The organism is uncultured Catenibacterium sp. (assembly GCF_900540665.1).
GTDB lineage: Bacteria > Bacillota_I > Bacilli_A > Erysipelotrichales > Coprobacillaceae > Catenibacterium.
In genome coordinates, this window is record NZ_UQGV01000002.1 from 1 (window position 1) to 20,156 (window position 20,156).

Below are 20,156 nucleotides of genomic sequence, written 5' to 3' on the forward strand. Positions count from 1 at the left end.
CTCGTCAACAACTTTTTTTGATTTTTTCTTTAAATTATCTACTTATCGTCTAAATACCAGCCATAATCCTGATGATAGATCATCTGTTTAGTCATTCCACCATCAATACAGATATTCTCACCGTTGACAAATGAAGCTTTGGATGAACATAAAAATAAGACCATAGACGATATATCTTGGGGATTTCTTACTCTTCCAGATGGCTGTTGATATGCATCAGGACCAGTATATGTATGACCATGAGTGTCAATCCATCCTGGTGAAATAGAATTGACTCTTACACGACCTCTTAGACTCATCATGAGAGCGTGTGTAAGGGCCGCTATGCCTCCTTTTGCTGCAGTATAGCTTTCTGTATTGGCTTGACTCATACGGTCTCTAGAAGACGAAATATTGATAATTACAGCATCCTTATTAAATGAATCCTTGAATAACTTTGTGAGATAGAACGGTGCAGTAACTCCTACAGATAAAGCATATTGAAATTCTTCATTACTGCATTCATCAATACCCTTCATCATCGGTAAAGTAATGAGATAATCAATATGTCCATGTTTTTCTAATACATAAGATACAAATGATTCTAGAATTTCTTTACTCGCAATATCTCCTACATAGTGATTTCCTTGTGCTTTATCGATTACTTCTACTAAAGCACCTTGTTTTCTAAAATCTTCTACTATTGCTTTTCCTATTCCATGTGCCCCACCAGTGACAACAACAACTTTATCCTTAAACTCCATATTTCCTCCTTATATACGAAAACACTATGGACTTATGTCCATAGTGTTTCTTATAAATTAAGCATCATGATGAGAAGTTACAAATTCTTCTTCTTCATCAAACATTGCAGAGTCAGGAGTGAAGTTTTCAGCTTCTTCTCTTGATTTTTCAAGTTCAGCCTGCTGAAGAGCTTCTTCTTCCTCTCTCTTGATTGTTTCTTCAGACTTTAAAGGTCCTCTTAAGCCAGTACCTGCTGGTAATAGCTTACCGATAATAACGTTTTCCTTTAGACCCTTAAGATTATCTACTTTACCTCTGATGGCAGCATCAGTAAGAATTCTAGTAGTTTCCTGGAATGATGCAGCTGATAACCATGAATCTGTTTCTAATGAAGCCTTAGTGATACCAAGTAAGATTGGTCTACCAACAGCTGGATGCTTACCTTCCTTAAGAACCTGTCTATTTAATTCAGTGAAGTTCTTAACTGAAACATGTGATCCAGGTAATGCAGTTGTATCGCCACCTTCTACGATCTTCATTCTTCTCATCATCTGCTGAATGATGATTTCGATATGCTTATCAGAAATTTCGATACCCTGTAATCTATATACCTGCTGTACTTCTTTTAAGATATACTTTTCTACTGCTTCTGCAGATGCAACAGATAATAATTCTTTTGGAGAGATAGAACCTTCTGTGATCTTATCACCTGGTTCAACAATATCTCCTTCTGAAACTGCTACTTTTGCACCAATTGGTGTTAAGTAAGTCTTAGTTTCAAGATCATTTGCGACAGTAACTTCTGAACGCTGGTTGTTGTGGTCACCCTGAGTTGTAATTGATGAAACATGTCCATTGATTTCAGAAATAATTGATTTAGCCTTTGGAACACGTGCTTCAAACAATTCCTGGATACGAGGAAGACCCTGAGTGATATCGGCGTCACCGGCAACACCACCCATGTGGAATGTACGCATTGTAAGCTGAGTACCTGGTTCACCGATTGACTGTGCAGCCATGATACCGATTGTTTCACCAAGTAATACTTCCTGACCAGTTGCTAGGTTTAGACCATAACACTTACGGCAGATACCTGTCTTAGATTTACATCCGAAGATGTTTCTAATTTCAACTGTCTTAATACCAGCATCCGCAACAGCTTTTGCTGATTTTTCAGTCATTAATTCATTTGCATGGACAATGATTTCACCAGTTGCTGGATCACAGATGTCCTTTAATGAAGTACGACCAACAAGTCTATCTACTAACGGTACGATTACGTTACCATCAGCTGTATTAATTAATTCAGATACTTCGAATCCCTTATCAGTATGACAATCGTCTTCTGTGATAATAACTTCCTGTGCTACATCGACAAGACGTCTTGTTAAGTAACCTGAATCGGCAGTCTTTAAGGCTGTATCTGTAGAACCTTTACGAGCACCATGTGTAGAAATGAAGAATTCTGATGCAGTTAAACCTTCACGAAGGGCAGACTTGATAGGAAGTTCGATAGTTTCACCCTTAGGGTTACTCATCAATCCACGCATACCTACAAGCTGAGTGAAGTTAGAGATGTTACCACGGGCACCTGAATCTGACATGATGAAGATTGGGTTATCACGATCAGCTTCGAACTCTTCTTTAACGATACCAGTAACTTCTTCTTTAACGTCATTCCATAATTTGATTACGGCAGTATAACGTTCATGTTCTGTTAATTTACCTTTGTTGTATAACTTCTTAATGACTTCAAGATGTTCATCAGCATCATCGAATAAATGATATTTATCCTGAGGAATCTGAATATCATAAGCAGATACTGTAATACCAGCGATAGTTGAGTAATAGAATCCCTGGTTCTTTAATCTATCAAGCATGACATGGATTTCATCAATTGGACAAATCTTGAAGTATTCATCAATGATTGCTCCAAGAGTCTTCTTAGTGAACTGCTTGATTAAAGGCTGAGCTTTGATGTGAGCCTTGATATCTGTACCATAAGGTAAGAAGTACTTCATTGGAGTAGCCTTTAAACTTGCCTTATCTGGATCATTTAAGTATGGGAATTCACCTTCAAAGATCTGGTTGAAGATGATCTTACCAACTGTAGTGACTAAGTACATGTTGTTCTGTTCTTCAGTGAATGTCTTATTCTTTAAAGCAGCAGCACGAATCGCAATTCTTGTATGTAAGTTAACAGTCTTATTGTAATAAGCCATTAATACTTCGTTTACATCAGCGAATACTGTACCTTCACCAATCTGATCTGCTTTTTCTGTTGTTAAGTAATAGTTACCAAGCACCATGTCCTGTGATGGAGTAACGATAGGTTTACCATCTTTTGGACCAAGGATATTTCTAGAACCAAGCATTAACTGTCTTGCTTCCTGGATTGCTTCTTCACCTAATGGTGCATGGATGGCCATCTGGTCACCATCGAAGTCGGCATTGAATGCTGGACAAGCTAATGGGTGAAGACGGATTGCACGACCTTCTACTAGTTTAGGTTCGAAAGCCTGGATACCTAATCTATGTAATGTAGGGGCACGGTTAAGTAATACTGGATGATGTTTGATAACATCTTCAACGATTGGCCAGATCTTATCATCCATCTTATCAATCATACGTTCAGCAGCTTTGATATTAGTTGCTAATTCGTTTCTTACTAATCCAGAGATAACAAATGGCTTAAATAAGTTAACAGCCATTTCTCTTGGAATACCACACTGGTACATCTTTAATGTAGGTCCTACAGCGATAACTGAACGTCCAGAGTAGTCTACACGCTTACCAAGTAAGTTCTGTCTGAAACGTCCCTGCTTACCTTTAAGTGTATGTGAAAGAGATTTTAATGCTCTTCCTCCAGCACCTGTAATAGGTTTAGAACGTCTACCATTATCGATTAAAGCATCTACAGATTCCTGAAGCATACGCTTTTCGTTCTGTACGATGATGCTAGGTGTACCTAATTCTAATAATTTCTTTAAACGGTTGTTACGAGTGATAACACGTCTATATAAGTCGTTTAAGTCACTTGTCGCAAAACGACCACCGTCAAGCTGAAGCATTGGTCTTAAATCAGGTGGAATAACTGGAAGAACATCCATGATCATCCATTCTGGCTGGTTATTAGAGCTTCTGAATGCATCGATTGCTTCAAGTCTCTTTAATAACTTCTGTCTCTTCTGACCCTGAGCTTCTTTTAACTGATTTTCTACATCTTCAAGTTCAGCATCTAAGTCAACCTTCTGTAATAATACTTTGATGGCTTCTGCACCGATCTTAGCCTGGAACTGACCACCGAACTTTTCAACACAGTTACGATAATCTCTTTCAGATAATACCTGCTTGTATTCAAGTGGTGTAGAACCTTTATCAGTAACAACATAAGATACGAAGTAGATGATTTCTTCTAACTGTTTAGGAGACATATCAAGGATGAGTCCCATACGAGATGGAACTCCCTTTAAATACCAGATATGTGCAACTGGAGTTGCTAATTCGATATGACCCATTCTTTCTCTTCTTACTGAAGAACGAGTTACTTCAACACCACAACGGTCGCAGACAACACCTTTATATCTTACTTTCTTATATTTACCACAAGCACATTCCCAGTCCTTTGTTGGACCAAAGATTCTTTCACAAAATAAACCATCTTTTTCAGGCTTCTGTGAACGATAGTTGATTGTTTCAGGTTTTTTGACTTCGCCATATGACCATTCACGAATCTTCTCAGGAGAGGCTAAACCGATCTGAATTGCTGAAAAATTATTATTCTCTGCCATTATTCTTCCTCCTCACCGCTTTTTCCAAATAATCCTTCGATAATATCATCGACTGATTCTGGAGCTTCATCATCATCGAAGCTGTCTTCTACGATATCATCTTCACCTTCGGCAACGAATTCTTCGTGAGTGTCAACTTCTTCATCTTCTTTTTCTTCTTTATCATCATTTTCTTCATCTTCTTTTGGCTTCTTAGGCGCATCGAATGAACGAGGGAAACGACGATCTTCATCTTCGATATTACCTACATTGATTTCATTACCGTCATCATCTAATAGACGAATATCTAATGCCAATGCCTGTAATTCTTTCTTTAATACTCTGAATGATTCAGGTAATCCTGGTTCAGGTAACTTCTGTCCCTTAACAATTGCTTCATAAGTCTTAACACGTCCTACAACGTCATCTGACTTAACTGTTAAGATTTCACGTAATGTATATGCTGCACCATAAGCTTCAAGTGCCCATACTTCCATTTCCCCGAATCTCTGACCACCGTTCTGAGCTTTACCACCAAGTGGCTGCTGAGTAACAAGTGAGTAAGGACCAACTGATCTTGCATGTAACTTATCATCAACCATGTGACATAACTTGATCATGTACATGATACCAACTGATACTTCGTTATCGAAATATTCACCAGTTTTACCAGAAATAACTTTCTGTTTACCATTTTCTGGCATACCAGCTTCCTTCATGATATTTTCTAAGTCCTTAGAATTGATACCATCAAAGGCTGGAGTTGCGAAATACTGACCACCTAACTGTCTAGCGGCATAACCTAAGTGTAATTCTAATACCTGACCGATGTTCATACGAGATGGTACACCTAATGGGTTAAGCATGATATCAAGTGGAGTACCGTCCTGTAAGTGAGGCATATCTTCTGTTGGTAAGATCTTAGAGATGACACCCTTGTTACCGTGTCTACCTGACATCTTATCCCCTTCAGAAATCTTACGCTTCTGAACGATATATACTTTGATAACTTTATTTACACCTGGCTGTAAATCGTCTCTTTCAACTTCCTTATAAGCAAGTGAGTTTGCTTCACCATACTGATTTTCAGTTTTTCTATCTTTACCTCTACGAGTAAATACTCTGATACGATGAACGATACCAGAACCACCATGTGGTACTCTTAATGAGTTATCTTTAACTTCTCTAGATTTTTCACCAAAGATAGCTAATAATAGTTTTTCTTCTGCAGATAATTCTGCCTGTCCCTTAGGAGTGACTTTACCAACTAAGATATCGCCTTCCTTAACTTCAGCACCAACGCGGATAATACCGTTTTCGTCTAAGTTAGAACGTGCATCTTCACCTACGTTAGGAATATCTCTAGTAATTTCTTCAGGGCCTAACTTTGTATCACGACATTCAATTGTATATTCCTGAATGTGGATAGAAGTATAGTAGTCTTCTTTTACAAGCTTTTCATTCATGATGACAGCATCTTCGTAGTTATAACCATTCCATGTCATGAAACCTACAAGAACGTTCTGTCCTAATGCTAATTCACCCTGTTCCATAGCTGGTCCATCAGCAAGAACCTGACCCTTAAGAACATGATCACCAGCCATAACAATTGGACGATGGTTGATACATGTACCAGCGTTAGATACAGTGAACTTTAATAACTTATATGTCTTTTCGCCGCTTTCACCTTCAACAATGATCTTCTTAGCGTCAACATATTTAACAGTTCCTTCTTCTTTCGCAACAATTGCAGCACCAGAGTCTCTTGCAGCCTGGAACTCCATACCTGTTCCTACATAAGGAGCATGTGGATTTAATAGAGGTACAGCCTGTCTCTGCATGTTACATCCCATAAGGGCACGAGTCGCATCATCGTTTTCCAAGAATGGGATACATGAAGATGCTACTGATACGATCTGTTTAGGTGAGATATCGATATAGTCGATTTCTTCTGGCTTAGCCATAATGTTTTCACCTAAATGACGTGAGATAACCTGTTCATCAATGATACGGTCATTTTCATCAGTCTTAACTTTTGCCTGGGCAATAATATAGTTCTTTTCTTCATCTGCTGTTAAATAACGAATATCATCTTCGTCAATAACACAGTTATTTACTTTACGATATGGAGTTTCAATAAATCCATATTCATTTACTTTTGCATAAGATGCAAGTGTAGAAATCAACCCGATGTTAGGACCTTCTGGTGTTTCGATTGGACAGATTCTACCATAGTGTGATGGATGGACGTCTCGTACTTCATAACCTGCACGGTCTCTTGATAAACCACCAGGACCTAAGGCAGAAAGACGTCTCTTGTTTGTTAATTCGGCAAGTGGGTTGATCTGGTCCATGAACTGAGATAACTGTGAACTTGCAAAGAATTCTTTGATTGCAGCAGTTAATGGACGAATGTTTGTTAATGACTGTGGAGTCATAGAATCATCTTCAGCTAAAGACATTCTTTCCTTAACTACTCTTTCCATACGTGATAAACCGATACGGAACTGGTTCTGAACTAATTCCCCAACAGTTCTAACACGTCTGTTACCTAAATGATCGATATCATCTAATAAACCAATACGGCTCATTAAAGACACTCTGTCTTCAGCTGCTAAGTCCTGAGAATCATAGATATCAACAAGGTTAAGCATATATGAATATGCAGCAATAAAGTCTGAAATAGTGACAAACTTACTATCTAATGAAAGATCAGTACCGATTACTCTCATCTTGATAGATTTTGATTCATCTGTATATACATCTAAAACCTGAATAGTATGGTTAGAATGCATATTTTCATTTGTTTTAATTTCTCTTGTATGTGCACCTGCTTCAAATACTGGCTTTAAGATTTCTAGTTTATCTTTAGTAATCTTAGTACCTTCTGTCATTACAACATTACCATCAACGTCAACAACATCTTCGGCAAGAACACGATCAGCAATACGATCTAATAAGCTTAACTTCTTACGTAGCTTAAAACGACCTGCTTTTGCTAAATCATAACGTTTTGGATCGAAGAAACGCGCAAATAGTAAAGAGTTAGCACCATCTAAAGTAGCTGGTTCACCTGGTCTCAATTTACTATAAATTTCCATCAACGCATCATCAGTGTTATGTGTTGGATCCTTTTCAAATGTATTGTAGAGGAACTGGTGTTCTCCGAAAACTTCAATAATATCTTCATTTGAAGAAAGTCCTAGAGCACGTAAAAGAATAGTACCTGGAATCTTCTTCTGACGGTCAATACGAACATTTAGAACATCCTTGGCATCATTTTCAAATTCAAGCCAAGTACCACGAGATGGGATAACCTGTCCATTGAAGACAGTCTTACCAATCTTGTCTGTTCCATTACCAAAATAAGCTCCTGGAGAACGAACTAACTGTGAAACGATAACACGTTCTGCACCATTAACAACAAATGTACCTGAATCTGTCATTAATGGGAAATCACCCATAAATACTTCACTTGTCTTGATTTCTCCAGTTTTCTTGTTTACAAGACGTAAAGTAGCACGCAAAGGAGCTGCATAGACTGCATCTCTTTCTTTACTTTCATCTGCATCATACTTAGGCTCATCAAAACGACAATCAACAAACTCCAATGATAATGTGTCGTTAAAATTTGTGATAGGATAAATATCCTCAAATACTTCTCTTATACCTTTTTCCTGAAACCACTTAAATGAATCTGTCTGAATTTCGACAAGGTTAGGTAGTTTCAAAGAACCACTAATACGAGAATAATTGCGTCGCTTAATGCGGCTTTCTGCAGTTCTTACATTCTTTTCCAAAATCCGTTCCACTCCTTTTTTAATCTCTATCTGCAAGCTAAAAAGGGTCAAAATGACCTGCTTTTATACATGAGTAGGCATTTTAGTATACTAGCATAAGGGTACATTTGTGTCAACCCAAAAAGGGAAATTTATACAATTTCCCTAATTATCATTATTTAATTGATTGAATTATATAATAGCCTTTGTTTCGCTTCAATATTTCCGCATTTCCAAAAACTTCTTCCATGCATTTCTTAGCGCTTGGTGCACCCTGCTTCTTTTGAATTACAATCACAAGGCGGCCATTCTTATTTAAATGTGAATAACTTTCTTTAAGAATAGTCGTCACAACATTCTTGCCTGCACGAATTGGCGGATTAGAGATGATCATATCAAATGTCTTCTCTACTTGATCATATGCATTACTTTCATAAACATGCATATCTTCAAGATGATAATCTTCAATTGTGCGTTTAGCAAGATCCATTGCACGTCTGTTGACATCTACCATATCAAATGTAACATCTGGATAAACCATCTTCAGGCTGATGCTTAATGCACCATATCCACACCCAACATCCAATACTGATTTTACACCTTCTAGATTAACGGTGTCAAGTAGAGTTCTTGAGCCGAAATCTACACTATCCTTAGAGAAAACACCACGGTCACTATGAAAGTCAATAGAATGTCCTTGAAAATCAAAATGAATCATTGAAGGTCTGCTTTCTATTTCATCATTTGTATAATAGTGTGACATTCTCATTCCTCATAAGAAAAAAGCCCTAAGATAGGGCTTTTAAAATTGTGTTTGTATTAAATTACTTTAATTCAACAACAGCACCAGCAGCTTCTAAAGTTTCCTTTAACTTAGCACCTTCTTCAGCTGGTACGTCTTTCTTGATTTCAGATGGAACCTTGTCAACTAAGCCCTTAGCTTCAACTAGTCCTAAACCAGTGATTTCTCTAACAGCCTTGATAACTTTAACCTTTGTAGGTCCAACTTCCTTAAGGATTACTGTTACGTTAGCAGCAGGTCCTTCTTCTTCAGCAGCAGCAGCAACTGCAACTGGAGCAGCAGCTGTAACGTCGAATTTTTCTTCGATTGCTTTTACTAATTCATTTAATTCTAAGATTGTAGCTTCTTCTAAGTAAGCTAAGATTTCATCAGTTGTTAACTTTGCCATTTTAATATTCTCCTTTATTTCGATATTAAGCAGCTGCTTCTGCTTCTGCAGGAGCTGCTTCTTCTGCAGATCCTTCTGCTTCTTTGTCAGCTACAGCCTTAACAGCTCTAGCAACTTTTGATACTGGTGCCTTTAAGCAAGCCAATAACATTGATAACATACCTTCTTTGTTTGGTAACTTTGAAAGTTCCATAACTTCTTCTTTGCTCAATAATTTGCCTTCAACGATTGCAGTCTTGATTACAAGAGCTTCGTGATCCTTAGCAAATTTTGCTAGTACTCTAGCTGGAGCAACAGCGTCATCATGACCAAATGCAATAGCGTTTGGACCAGTTAAGAATTCATCTAATTCCTGTTTACCACAAGCTTCTGTAGCACGAAGAGCTAATTTGTTCTTATAAACTTTAAGTTCAACGTTTTCAGCTCTTAAAGCACGACGAAGTTCAGTAACTTCATCAACAGTTAAGCCACGGTATTCAGCAACTACTACTGACTGAGCGTTTGTTAACTTATCAGCGATTTCGTCGATGACTGCCTGTTTAGCGACTAATACTTTTTCGTTAGCCATTGTTACACCTCCATAAAAATTTTATTGCAACAATATACTCGTTATATAAAAACTCCTAGATTACCTAGGAGTTTGTCATTTGATACATGACAATATCCCTCGGTAACAAATTGAGACTTGCGTCAGTTACTGTCTACGGTATATTGATTGCGGCATTAATAATTAAGCAGCAATTTTTACTGCTGGACCCATTGTAGATGAAACTACGCAGTTCTTAACGTAAGTTCCCTTAACTACTGAAGGTCTGATTCTTAATAATAAAGCATGGATAGCTTCATAGTTTTCAACTAGCTTAGCGCTGTCGAATGATACACGACCGATTGGAAGATGTACGTTACCATCTTTATCAGTTCTATAATTAACTTTACCGCCCTTAGATTCATTAACTGCTTTAGCAACATCCATAGTTACTGTACCAGTCTTAGGGTTTGGCATTAATCCCTTAGGACCTAAAACACGTCCTAATTTACCAAGCTTAGGCATCTGATCAGGAGTAGCGATCATAACATCGAACTCTAACCATCCCTTAGCGATTTCATCTAAGATTTCCTGGCCGCCAACTACGTCAGCACCAGCATTTTTAGCTTCTTCAGCCTTTGGACCTTCAGCGATAACACAAACTCTCTTTGTTTTACCAGTTCCGTTAGGAAGCACGATAGCTCCACGTAACTGCTGATCTGCATGTCTAGTATCAAGGTTTAACTTGAATACAACATCAACACTTGCATCGAATTTAGCAGTATTAGTCTTCTTAACTAATTCGATTGCTTCTTCGATTGAGTATAGCTTGCCAGCTTCAATCTGCTTAGCAGCTTCTACATATTTCTTTCCTTTTTTTGACATTTTCTTTCCTCCTTAAGTGGTCTTAACGGATAGACCTCCCACTGTAATGACGGAATTCAACTCCATCAGATTGCTAATTAATTAAGCGTCTAAGCCTTCTACTTTGACACCCATGTTACGTGCTGTTCCAGCAACGATCTTCATTGCTGCTTCTAAATCATTAGCGTTAAGGTCTGGCATTTTGTATTCTGCGATTTCCTTTAACTTGTCAGCACTTAGAGTAGCAACAGTCTGCTTTGAATCACTTGCAGCTTTCTTGATACCACAAGCCTTCTTGATCATTTCAGCAGCTGGAGCTGTCTTTAATACGAAATCAAAGCTCTTGTCTTCATAAACAGTCAAAACTACTGGTACAGTTTCACCATGACGATCTTTAGTCTGATCGTTGAATGCTGTACAGAATTTTGGCATCTGAATTCCTGCACCTGCTAGAGCTGGTCCTGGTTTAGCACCACCTGCTGGGAACTGGATCTTCATAATTCTTACTACTTTTTTACCATTTTTTGCCACGGTACACACCTCCATTAAAATATTGTCCGTGCTGTGGTTCGTTTGGGCAAAAGCCCTCCCACGCATTTGACGCCATGCGTCGATTACCAATTATACATAATACAAAGCAAAAATCAATGCTTTTTTAATTTTTTTGACTTTTTTATTCAATGGATTTTAAAGACTCAACCATATCAACCTGATCGAGGATATGACGCATAGCTAAATTGATGATAATCGTAAAGCCGACTGTCATACCAAATGCAATTAAATAGATATAAAGCGGCATTGTACGGATAAATAACATATTATCCATTTCTACCGTTAATACTACAAAACGATGAAGGAAATAGCCAAAGAACATACCAAACGATGCTCCAATAAGAGAAAGAATGATATTTTCTCTAAAGATATAGTCACAATATTCTTTTCGACGGAAACCTAATACCTTGATTGTCGCAATTTCACCTTTACGTTCACCAATGTTGATATTAGTTAAGTTATAAAGAACGATGAAACATAACAATGCAGCACATCCTGATAATATTGCAACAATAATATTAAGCGAAGACATTCTCTGCTGGAATTCATCAAGTGTGGCTGTAAGTCGCTCCATACTGCCTATATCATGATGATCCAGGTAATTCTTTAATGTCTTGATATTGGACTTCTTCGTATTCATATCAACATAAAGAATAGAAGCAGATGATTTCATACCAGTTAGATTTTCATAGAATGTCTTACTCATGTATACCTGATGATTGACATAATGTTCAACAATATTGGACACCTTCACTGTATATTTTGTATTGTCATAAGAGAAAGTCATATTCTCCCCTTTTTTCACGCCAAGCTTTTCCGCAAGCTTTTGTGAAATAACAACACCATCATCACTCAAGATGATTTTCTTTTTTGTCTTATAATCCTTGAAGTTAATAAAGCTTTTAATCTCATCCGCATTATCATAGACAATCATCGTACTATAGTAATCTTCACTATTACCAAGTACTGTAACGTTCTGACGATAAGCACCTGTCAAATTATGCACACCTTCAATACGCTTGATCTTGTTTTCTACTTTCTTTATGTCTTCTATATTACTGTTCAATTTAATCAATGCATCATACTTATATACTTCGACATATTGTGAAGGAATGATCTTTGAACAGCTGTTTTTAACACCAAACCCTAGCATAATAAGTGCTGTACATCCTGCAATACCAATCACAGACATCCAGAAACGCTTCTTATAACGGAATAAGTTTCTCATTGTCACCTTCTGATTGAAGTTCAGACGTTTCCAGATAAAAGGTATACGTTCCATTAAAATTCTCTTACCTGCTTTAGGTGCTTTAGGACGCATCAAGACAGATGGTGTAGAGACAAGTTCCTGAAGACAGACACTTAATGTTGCAAGTAGTGTGACACCTACAGAAATAAGAACAGTCACAAGCGAGATAGACCATTTCTGGACAAGAACAGTTGATTGATTCATTCCATACATTAAGTACTTGAACAAGAAATAGATAATACGAGGGAATACCTGATTTCCTGCAAGAATACCTAAAATGCAGGCAAAAAATGTTGCTAAGAATGCATAAACAATATATTGCATAATGACATCCTGCTTGCTATAGCCAAGTGCTCTTAATGTACCACAATAGCTTCTCTGTTCTTCTATCATACGTGTCATAGTAGTCAATGATACTAAAGCGGCAACTAGGAAGAAGATCAATGGGAATACTTCAGCAATTGAGGCAATCGCCTGCTTATAAGATTCATAAGAGGCAATACCCACATTTTCATTTTTAGTGAGTGAATAAAGAACACCTTTTGGAATCTGATTTAATTGCTGCTGTGCCTGGTCAATCTGTGCTTTTGCCCCATCTAATTGCTCCTTAGCAGCATCAAGCTGTACTTTCGCATTATTTTCTGTCACTTCAAGCTTGCTTTGCTGGATATTAAGTTCTGCTTCCGCTTCATCTAACTTCGATTGTGCTTTTTCTAACTGAATTCGTCCTTCTAATAACTGACCTACACCTTGAAGCTTATTATTGAAGTTATTCAAGTTTTCATTCAAGTCATTCAAGATCTTTGTGAAAGCATCCTGAGCAGAATCCTTATCCTTTATATTTCCTAAAGTATCTTTAATAGAATCATGAAGTGCCTTGATTTCCTGATCTATTTTTTTAGTTTCATTATAAGCCTGCTGTGTCGCATTGCTGACCTGAGCTGCTTTCTTTAAATAAATCTTCTTTTGTTCATAAAACTGAATACGTGCTTCGGCTAACTTGATCTTGCCTTGAGAAATCTGACTATTAAAAGAATCAAGATTGCGTTTATATTCTTGATATCCTTCTTCATACTGTCTCTTTGCATCATCTAGCTGCGACTGCATATTACCTGTTAATTGATCATATTGATCACTCATTTCTTCAGATAACGTACTCTTAACACGTGTATTCACTGTTTCAATGAGATTATCATAATCAGATGTAAACATATTGTACTTCTCTGTACCTTCTACATCTACAAGTAATGAAGTATAAAGATGATCATTATTTCTTAACTCAGCCACTTTCTTATTTAAACCAAGTTCTCTTGCACCTTCATTTAATACTTCTACAAACCCACTGTTGGTACCATCACCTAGTGTATTAGTTCCACGGTCAACATTACTAATATAACGAGGATCGTTCACAATACCTACAATCTTATATGTCTTTGTACCATTATCATTAGAAAGTTCAATTGTATGTCCCATCTTGTAATTATATTTACCAAGATTGACATCAATGATACATTCATTCTCTTTTTTAGGATAACGTCCCTTTAATAGTTCAGGACGATCCAGCATCGACTTTTCATATTTTTCCTGTGAGTACACAGTAACGCCTGATTTACCATCTTTATGCGCAAATAAAGCATCAAACTGGTAACATGGCACTACTTTCTTTACACCCTTAAGTTTTCTTACCTTTGTGACATCTTCATCAGAAAAGCCAAGTGTCGCAATATAAGTGAGATCGGCATAGTTGTGACTATTTAAATAAGCGTCAGCACTTGCAGCCATTGTATAAGGGGTATTTCTAAGTCCTGAAAAGACAGTTGCCCCTAAGAATATAATCATAAAGATGGAGAAAAAACGTCCTTTTGACTGACTGATGTTCTTAAAGACGGTTTTCCAATAGAATCTCTTTTTTACCATTCAATATTATCGATGGATTCAGGATGTTCATTATATTCCTGTTTTTCCACTTTTCCATTCTTAAGATGAATGACCTGATCAGCCATTGGGGCAAGAGCCGAGTTATGTGTAATAACGATTACAGTCATTCCATAGTTATCACACATGCTTCTTAACAAGCCAAGAATTGATTTACCTGTCTGATAATCAAGTGCACCTGTTGGTTCATCACAGAGTAATAATTTAGGATTCTTAGCGATAGCACGAGCAATGGCCACACGCTGCTGTTCACCACCTGATAACTGTGCTGGGAAGTTATCTTTACGTCCTCCAAGTCCTACACGTTCTAGAATATCTAATGAATTGAGTGGATCCTTAGAAATCTGAGAAGCAAGTTCTACATTTTCTAATGCTGTTAAGTTCTGGACAAGATTATAGAACTGGAATACAAATCCAATATCATCTCTTCTATAATCCGTTAATTGTTTATCATCATACGTCGCAATATTATGTCCATCTACAAGAATAGTCCCACTTGTAGGTGTATCCATACCACCTAGCATATTTAATATTGTAGTTTTACCGGCACCAGAGGCACCTACTATGACTGTGAATTCACCTTTATTCACCTTAAAGTTCACACCATTATTTGCATAAATAGTGACATCACCCATAGTATAGCTTTTCACAACATTCTTTAGTTCAATAAATGCATCCATACATTTCCCTCCTAATAATATTGTAAGTGATACCATTTTTATCTTCAAGCACAAAAAAGACATGCTTATGCATGCTTCTGTTCTTCAATCTTCTTAAGCTGAATTAATTCCAAATCAATAGGAGTAAGGTTACCTAAGAAATCAACAAGTACTGTTGCAGTTTCTTTTTCTTTATCAATAGATTCTACCTTACCACTCTTAGATGCGAATGGACCAGCAAGAACTTCTACATAATCACCTTCAACAAAATCAACTTCTACAGCTGTAGTTTGGATACCCATTGACTTTAAGATTGGATCTAATTCTCTCTTATTGACTGGGAAAGGTTTAGCCCCTCCACCTGATGAACCGATAAATCCTGTAACACCTGGTGTATTACGGACAATATACCAAGCTTCATCAGTCATAACCATTTCTACAAGAACGTAACCAGGGAACATATTAACTGTCTTGTTCACTTTCTTACCATTCTTGATTTCAGTTTCAACATGTTCTGGAATAACAATATTGAAAAGGATATTCTGAAGTCCCATTGATTCAACACGTTTTTCAAGGTTTTCTTTTACTTTATTTTCATGACCTGAATATGTATTAACTACATACCACTGTCTACCCTCGTTATTGGAATCATGTGTTTCTTCAGTATTTTCTACTTTAGTTTCTAATTCTTCTGCCATATTAACTTAACCCCAATGTCTTTAAAATTAATGCAATTAATGCATCTGCGCCATAGAAATAAACTCCAAGAACTACTGTAAATGCAAGTACTACAAATGCATCACGAGCTAATTCTTTCTTTGTGAGCCAATGAACATTCTTAATTTCCTGACGAATACCTTTTAGAGAAAACCATTCTTTGAATTTTAATGGATTCTTATCTTCTTGTTCTTCTAAACGTCTTTGACGTTCTAACTTCTTTGCTTTTCTAAGCTCTTTGCGTTCCTGCTTAAGCTTTTCTTTTCTAGCCTTATCGTCCATGGATGCAGCCTCCTTATTTTGATTCTCTATGTATCGTATGCTTACCGCATTTCTTGCAGTACTTACGTAATTCTAAACGTTTTACATTTGTTCTGTTATTCTTATAAACTGAATAATTACGTGATAAGCATTCCGTGCATACTAAGATTACTTTTTCTCTCATCTTATCACTCCTTAACCTAAATTAATTTATCATAAATACACAATATCGTCAATTGATAATTAAGAACTCCCCTAAGGGATGTGCTCTTAATTTAGTCATCACACGATAAACACTGTTATAAACACATTTTATTGAAATATTGAGCATCAATGCGACCTCTTTTTCAGAATAACCTAACAAAACAAGATGAAAGATTTTCTGATCTCTGTCTGAGGTCTCATTCTGGATAATCGCATACACAAGTTCCCAGACTTTTTCTAAATCCTGTGCTTTTTGTGGAGAATACTCCACTCTTTGATCTGCAATCAATTCACCATAAGTACGTGAATCTTCATAATTCACAATCCTATCAAGAGAGATGGCTTTCTTTTCATAACGTGTGAAGAAAGTATATTGCTTCTTAAGTAATGACTGCATCTTCTTAATAATACAGCTTCTCGCATATACTTCAAACGTTGTATCCTGGTCTTCACGATAACTCCAGAAAACTTTTTCAAAAGTAATCATCCCTACCTGCAATAAATCCTGTGCTTCTAAAGACATAGATGAGATATACTTCATCTTTCTCATCACTGTATTGACTAAAGCATCATAAAATGAATACAAGCAACGCAATGCGACAGGATCATTGGATCTTGCTAAATAAATTAATTCCCTTAATATACGATCATCCATAGATCATCCTCCTCTTAGAGAGGATGACGTGAGTTATATACCTGATAAAGTAATACGGCTGTTGCAACAGATGCATTGAGTGAATTGACATGACCTACCATTGGTAGAATGACATTCATATCACAATGTTCTTTTACTAAGCGAGAAATACCAAATCCTTCTGATCCAATCACAAGAACAAGTGGCATATTATAATCTACAGCACGATAATCTGTAGAATTATCTAATTCACATCCTACAACCCAGAATCCTTCTTTCTTTAAAGAATCAAGGGTACGAGATAAATTAGTTACCTGTGCAACAGGAACATGGTCAATAGCACCTGTAGATACTTTTGCAACTGTCGCATTTAAGCCAACAGAGCGCTTCTTACCAATGATAACACCATCTACACCAATTGCATCACATGTACGAATAATAGCCCCTAGGTTGTGAGGATCTTCCATACCATCAAGCATTAATAATAATGGCTGCTTTCCTTCTGGAATGTTACGTACGATATCTTCTAAAGGTGTATAGTCATACCCGTCAATCAAAGCCATAACACCTTGATGGTTTACATTCCCTACAAGTTTAATAAAGCCATTTTTATCCGTCATCCTCATTTTTATATTATTCTTGCGACACAACTTCACAATATCATCATTCTTTGACTGGTTCTGAATCATTACTTCATAAACCTGTCTTGGTCCTGTTAATAGTTCTCTGACGGTGTTTTTACCATAAATCCATTCTTTCACTTTGTCACTTCCTCTTCTTCCACATATTTCTTAAATAATTCAAATATTTCATCTAATCTTTCTGTCTGCTTAGTGAGATAAAGATGTCCAACCATCGATTCAAAACCAGAAGACTGGTTATGAACAACAACTGTTTTATTCTTTACTGAATGTCCTTTGCAGTTACGTCCACGCTTGAATAAGCGCACTTCTTCTTCAGTGAAGAAATTTTGAGAAAGGGCATATTTCATAAAACCTGCATGGGCATAAGCACTGACATACTTGATAGAAGCTTTCTGTAATTCATGAGGCTTCATAATTCCCTTCTCAGTGAGTAAATATTCACGGACATATACTTCAAAGACTGCATCACCTAAATAAGCGACAGCAAGTGCATTCATTAGCTCTGGACGCATTAGAGAATGCCTCTTTCAGTTAATTCTTTTCTAACACGGTCTGCTTCATCAAAGTTCTTTTCTTTCTTATAAGCATTCCATTCTTCATATAAAGCGATATCTTCTTCACTTAACTTTGTACCTTCAAATAAGAAACCTAAAACATCACCCATCTTTACAAGTGTTGCATATTCAGTCGCAATGACATCATTGTCTTTTTCTCTAACACGCATCACCTGATTGAGTACTTTTACCTGATCGAGAATCTGTGTTAAAGCAAGTGAAGTATTTAAGTCATCTTCTAATGCATTCACCATAGCATCCACAGTTGCCTTCTTATAATCATGAGCAGGAACATGGTTCACCTGTAAATATAAAGACGCATTCTTAGTCGCATTTTCTACTTTAGATACTTCTTTACGTACTCCTGCAATGACATCATCAGTCATATTCAAAGGGTTACGATAGTGAGTAGATAACATCAACCATTTAAATACATTGCATCCAAATTCTACAATTAAATCTTTAGCCCATAAAACATTACCTAAAGACTTAGACATCTTTTCACCATCGATATTGATCATCTGGTTATGCATCCAATAGTTTGCGATTGGATGACCATTATAAGCCATAGACTGAGCAATTTCATTTTCATGATGAGGGAACTTTAAATCCTGTCCTCCACCATGGATATCAATCTTACCATCCTTGAATAACTTATTGATCATAACAACACATTCAGTATGCCATCCTGGTCTACCTTTTGACCAAGGTGTATTAAACTGAATACCTTCATCTGTCTTCTTCCATAATGCGAAGTCAGTTGTACTTTCTTTCTTCTTGTCATCAGCAGAAAGAGTACGATCACTTGCACCCGCAATAAGGTCTTCTACTTTAATGCCTGATAACATGCCATATTCTTTAACCTTAGTGACACGGAAATAAACATCTCCATCTACTTCATAAGCATAACCCTTGTCAATAAGAGCCTGGATGAAATCAATGATTTCAGGCATAGTTTCAGTTACTCTTGGTTTATATGTAGGATCTTCAATATTTAATCCTGCTCTTACATCTTCATATGCCTTGATATATTTATCAGTGAGTTCCTTTTCTGTAATACCTTCTGCTTTAGCGGCTTTGATGATCTTATCATCTACATCTGTATAGTTAGATACAAAAGTCACGTCATTCCCTAAATATTCAAAAGTACGTCTTAATACATCAAATACGATCATTGGGCGTGTATTCCCAATATGAGCATGATTATAAACTGTAGGACCACAAATATAGATAGAAACTTTACCTTCTTCAATAGGCTTAAATTCTTCTTTTTTGTTTGTTAATGTGTTAAATAATCTCATAACATCCTCCTCAAATAAAAAAAGCTCATGATAAAGACAATCCACCTTACCATAGCTTTTCACTCTTAACGCAAGTCAAACGTTCTTTCTTTCAAAAAGACTCAGATGGGTGCATCCTAGAACCTTCCACTAGATGCTTGCACCATCTCATCCTCGCTGTAAGCTTCTTGTTCTATTCATTCTCATCTATAATTTATTTCACTATATCAAATTATCGTCTATTCTTCAAGACAAACGCCTTTCTTATTTCTTTGTATCAGTTAATTTTTTTGAAAGCTTATCAAGTCCCTTGGATGTAAGAGAAAGACTTTTGGCCCCAAAGTCCTTTAAATCATTCATACCATCCTTGAATTCTTCTGTCTCTGTGACCTTTTTTATACCATCTTTTGCTTTCTTATAGGCGTCTGATTCAGAAATAGTAGTTGCTGCCTCTTTCGCACGATTGGCACACTTATTAATGTTCTCTTCGCTTAGTATTTCTTCTGTATTCTCTTTTACCTTCTGAATACCCTTTTGTACTTCTTCACTTTCAGCAAATTCTTTCACTTTATCTAATATACTCATAGTTCTCATCTCCTAAGGAAAAAGATGGAG

18 protein-coding genes and 1 other annotated feature are annotated in these 20,156 nt (G+C 36.7%); all 18 genes read right to left on the reverse strand.

All coding sequences use genetic code 11. The annotated features are described in order from the left end of the window. Positions 1-38 precede the first annotated feature (38 nt). The 18 genes from QZQ55_RS00540 to QZQ55_RS00625 all read right to left on the reverse strand — a co-directional run bounded on the left by QZQ55_RS00540 (position 39) and on the right by QZQ55_RS00625 (position 20,126). Positions 39-743 (reverse strand): SDR family oxidoreductase, encoded by a 705-nt coding sequence (locus QZQ55_RS00540; RefSeq protein WP_295088571.1) that lies wholly within the window; start codon positions 741-743, stop codon positions 39-41. A 57-nt stretch (positions 744-800) separates the two neighbouring features. Then, on the reverse strand, positions 801-4,514 hold the full coding sequence (gene rpoC / locus QZQ55_RS00545) for a DNA-directed RNA polymerase subunit beta' (RefSeq protein WP_295088574.1): 3,714 nt from the start codon (positions 4,512-4,514) through the stop codon (positions 801-803). Then, the gene (gene rpoB / locus QZQ55_RS00550; RefSeq protein WP_363128264.1) at positions 4,514-8,305 is read right to left on the reverse strand and encodes a DNA-directed RNA polymerase subunit beta; all 3,792 of its coding nucleotides are present in this window, start codon (positions 8,303-8,305) and stop codon (positions 4,514-4,516) included. The genes rpoC and rpoB overlap by 1 nt, the downstream gene beginning before the upstream one ends. A gap of 142 nt (positions 8,306-8,447) precedes the next feature. Beyond that, a complete protein-coding gene (locus QZQ55_RS00555; RefSeq protein WP_040389880.1) occupies positions 8,448-9,035 on the reverse strand; it encodes a class I SAM-dependent methyltransferase in 588 nt (195 codons plus the stop codon). A gap of 61 nt (positions 9,036-9,096) precedes the next feature. After that, a complete protein-coding gene (gene rplL / locus QZQ55_RS00560; RefSeq protein ID WP_129981862.1) occupies positions 9,097-9,462 on the reverse strand; it encodes a 50S ribosomal protein L7/L12 in 366 nt (121 codons plus the stop codon). Positions 9,463-9,487: 25 nt separating this feature from the next. Further along, a complete protein-coding gene (gene rplJ, locus QZQ55_RS00565; RefSeq protein ID WP_006505727.1) occupies positions 9,488-10,030 on the reverse strand; it encodes a 50S ribosomal protein L10 in 543 nt (180 codons plus the stop codon). Positions 10,031-10,067: 37 nt separating this feature from the next. Further along, positions 10,068-10,187 (reverse strand) — a sequence feature (ribosomal protein L10 leader region). A gap of 5 nt (positions 10,188-10,192) precedes the next feature. Further along, positions 10,193-10,873: a 50S ribosomal protein L1 gene (gene rplA / locus QZQ55_RS00570; RefSeq protein ID WP_295088580.1), complete on the reverse strand. Its 681-nt coding sequence runs from the start codon at positions 10,871-10,873 to the stop codon at positions 10,193-10,195. An 81-nt stretch (positions 10,874-10,954) separates the two neighbouring features. Beyond that, entirely contained in the window at positions 10,955-11,398 is a 444-nt protein-coding gene (gene rplK, locus QZQ55_RS00575) for a 50S ribosomal protein L11 (protein WP_055234449.1), read from the reverse strand. Positions 11,399-11,525: 127 nt separating this feature from the next. After that, positions 11,526-14,492 (reverse strand): FtsX-like permease family protein, encoded by a 2,967-nt coding sequence (locus QZQ55_RS00580; protein ID WP_295088583.1) that lies wholly within the window; start codon positions 14,490-14,492, stop codon positions 11,526-11,528. A gap of 71 nt (positions 14,493-14,563) precedes the next feature. Further along, positions 14,564-15,268 carry an ABC transporter ATP-binding protein gene (locus QZQ55_RS00585; protein WP_215657495.1) on the reverse strand — a complete coding sequence of 235 codons (705 nt, stop codon included), beginning with the start codon at positions 15,266-15,268 and terminating at the stop codon, positions 14,564-14,566. Between the two features lie 65 nt (positions 15,269-15,333). Further along, positions 15,334-15,945 (reverse strand): transcription termination/antitermination protein NusG, encoded by a 612-nt coding sequence (nusG, locus tag QZQ55_RS00590; protein ID WP_295088586.1) that lies wholly within the window; start codon positions 15,943-15,945, stop codon positions 15,334-15,336. 1 nt (position 15,946) lies between these two features. Continuing rightward, the gene (secE, locus tag QZQ55_RS00595) at positions 15,947-16,246 is read right to left on the reverse strand and encodes a preprotein translocase subunit SecE (protein ID WP_295088589.1); all 300 of its coding nucleotides are present in this window, start codon (positions 16,244-16,246) and stop codon (positions 15,947-15,949) included. Positions 16,247-16,259: 13 nt separating this feature from the next. Next, on the reverse strand, positions 16,260-16,409 hold the full coding sequence (gene rpmG, locus QZQ55_RS00600) for a 50S ribosomal protein L33 (protein WP_006505734.1): 150 nt from the start codon (positions 16,407-16,409) through the stop codon (positions 16,260-16,262). Between the two features lie 48 nt (positions 16,410-16,457). Further along, the gene (locus tag QZQ55_RS00605) at positions 16,458-17,084 is read right to left on the reverse strand and encodes a sigma-70 family RNA polymerase sigma factor (protein ID WP_295088592.1); all 627 of its coding nucleotides are present in this window, start codon (positions 17,082-17,084) and stop codon (positions 16,458-16,460) included. Between the two features lie 14 nt (positions 17,085-17,098). Then, positions 17,099-17,824: a 23S rRNA (guanosine(2251)-2'-O)-methyltransferase RlmB gene (rlmB, locus tag QZQ55_RS00610; protein ID WP_129981649.1), complete on the reverse strand. Its 726-nt coding sequence runs from the start codon at positions 17,822-17,824 to the stop codon at positions 17,099-17,101. After that, the gene (locus QZQ55_RS00615; protein WP_295088595.1) at positions 17,821-18,219 is read right to left on the reverse strand and encodes a Mini-ribonuclease 3; all 399 of its coding nucleotides are present in this window, start codon (positions 18,217-18,219) and stop codon (positions 17,821-17,823) included. Before QZQ55_RS00615 ends, rlmB begins: the two co-directional genes overlap by 4 nt. Next, positions 18,219-19,562 (reverse strand): cysteine--tRNA ligase, encoded by a 1,344-nt coding sequence (cysS, locus tag QZQ55_RS00620; RefSeq protein ID WP_295088598.1) that lies wholly within the window; start codon positions 19,560-19,562, stop codon positions 18,219-18,221. Before cysS ends, QZQ55_RS00615 begins: the two co-directional genes overlap by 1 nt. A gap of 243 nt (positions 19,563-19,805) precedes the next feature. Next, positions 19,806-20,126: a hypothetical protein gene (locus QZQ55_RS00625; RefSeq protein WP_295088601.1), complete on the reverse strand. Its 321-nt coding sequence runs from the start codon at positions 20,124-20,126 to the stop codon at positions 19,806-19,808. Positions 20,127-20,156: the final 30 nt, after the last annotated feature.

Excerpts from the sequence above, each read along its gene's own strand:
- QZQ55_RS00540 (WP_295088571.1), bottom strand. The coding sequence starts at position 743 with ATGGAGTTTAAGGATAAAGTTGTTGTTGTCACTGGTGGGGCACATGGA.
- rpoC (WP_295088574.1), bottom strand. The coding sequence starts at position 4,514 with ATGGCAGAGAATAATAATTTTTCAGCAATTCAGATCGGTTTAGCCTCT.
- QZQ55_RS00555 (WP_040389880.1), bottom strand. The coding sequence starts at position 9,035 with ATGTCACACTATTATACAAATGATGAAATAGAAAGCAGACCTTCAATG.
- rplL (WP_129981862.1), bottom strand. The coding sequence starts at position 9,462 with ATGGCAAAGTTAACAACTGATGAAATCTTAGCTTACTTAGAAGAAGCT.
- rplJ (WP_006505727.1), bottom strand. The coding sequence starts at position 10,030 with ATGGCTAACGAAAAAGTATTAGTCGCTAAACAGGCAGTCATCGACGAA.
- rplA (WP_295088580.1), bottom strand. The coding sequence starts at position 10,873 with ATGTCAAAAAAAGGAAAGAAATATGTAGAAGCTGCTAAGCAGATTGAA.
- rplK (WP_055234449.1), bottom strand. The coding sequence starts at position 11,398 with ATGGAGGTGTGTACCGTGGCAAAAAATGGTAAAAAAGTAGTAAGAATT.
- QZQ55_RS00580 (WP_295088583.1), bottom strand. The coding sequence starts at position 14,492 with ATGATTATATTCTTAGGGGCAACTGTCTTTTCAGGACTTAGAAATACC.
- QZQ55_RS00585 (WP_215657495.1), bottom strand. The coding sequence starts at position 15,268 with ATGGATGCATTTATTGAACTAAAGAATGTTGTGAAAAGCTATACTATG.
- nusG (WP_295088586.1), bottom strand. The coding sequence starts at position 15,945 with ATGGCAGAAGAATTAGAAACTAAAGTAGAAAATACTGAAGAAACACAT.
- secE (WP_295088589.1), bottom strand. The coding sequence starts at position 16,246 with ATGGACGATAAGGCTAGAAAAGAAAAGCTTAAGCAGGAACGCAAAGAG.
- rpmG (WP_006505734.1), bottom strand. The coding sequence starts at position 16,409 with ATGAGAGAAAAAGTAATCTTAGTATGCACGGAATGCTTATCACGTAAT.
- QZQ55_RS00605 (WP_295088592.1), bottom strand. The coding sequence starts at position 17,084 with ATGGATGATCGTATATTAAGGGAATTAATTTATTTAGCAAGATCCAAT.
- QZQ55_RS00615 (WP_295088595.1), bottom strand. The coding sequence starts at position 18,219 with ATGCGTCCAGAGCTAATGAATGCACTTGCTGTCGCTTATTTAGGTGAT.
- cysS (WP_295088598.1), bottom strand. The coding sequence starts at position 19,562 with ATGAGATTATTTAACACATTAACAAACAAAAAAGAAGAATTTAAGCCT.
- QZQ55_RS00625 (WP_295088601.1), bottom strand. The coding sequence starts at position 20,126 with ATGAGTATATTAGATAAAGTGAAAGAATTTGCTGAAAGTGAAGAAGTA.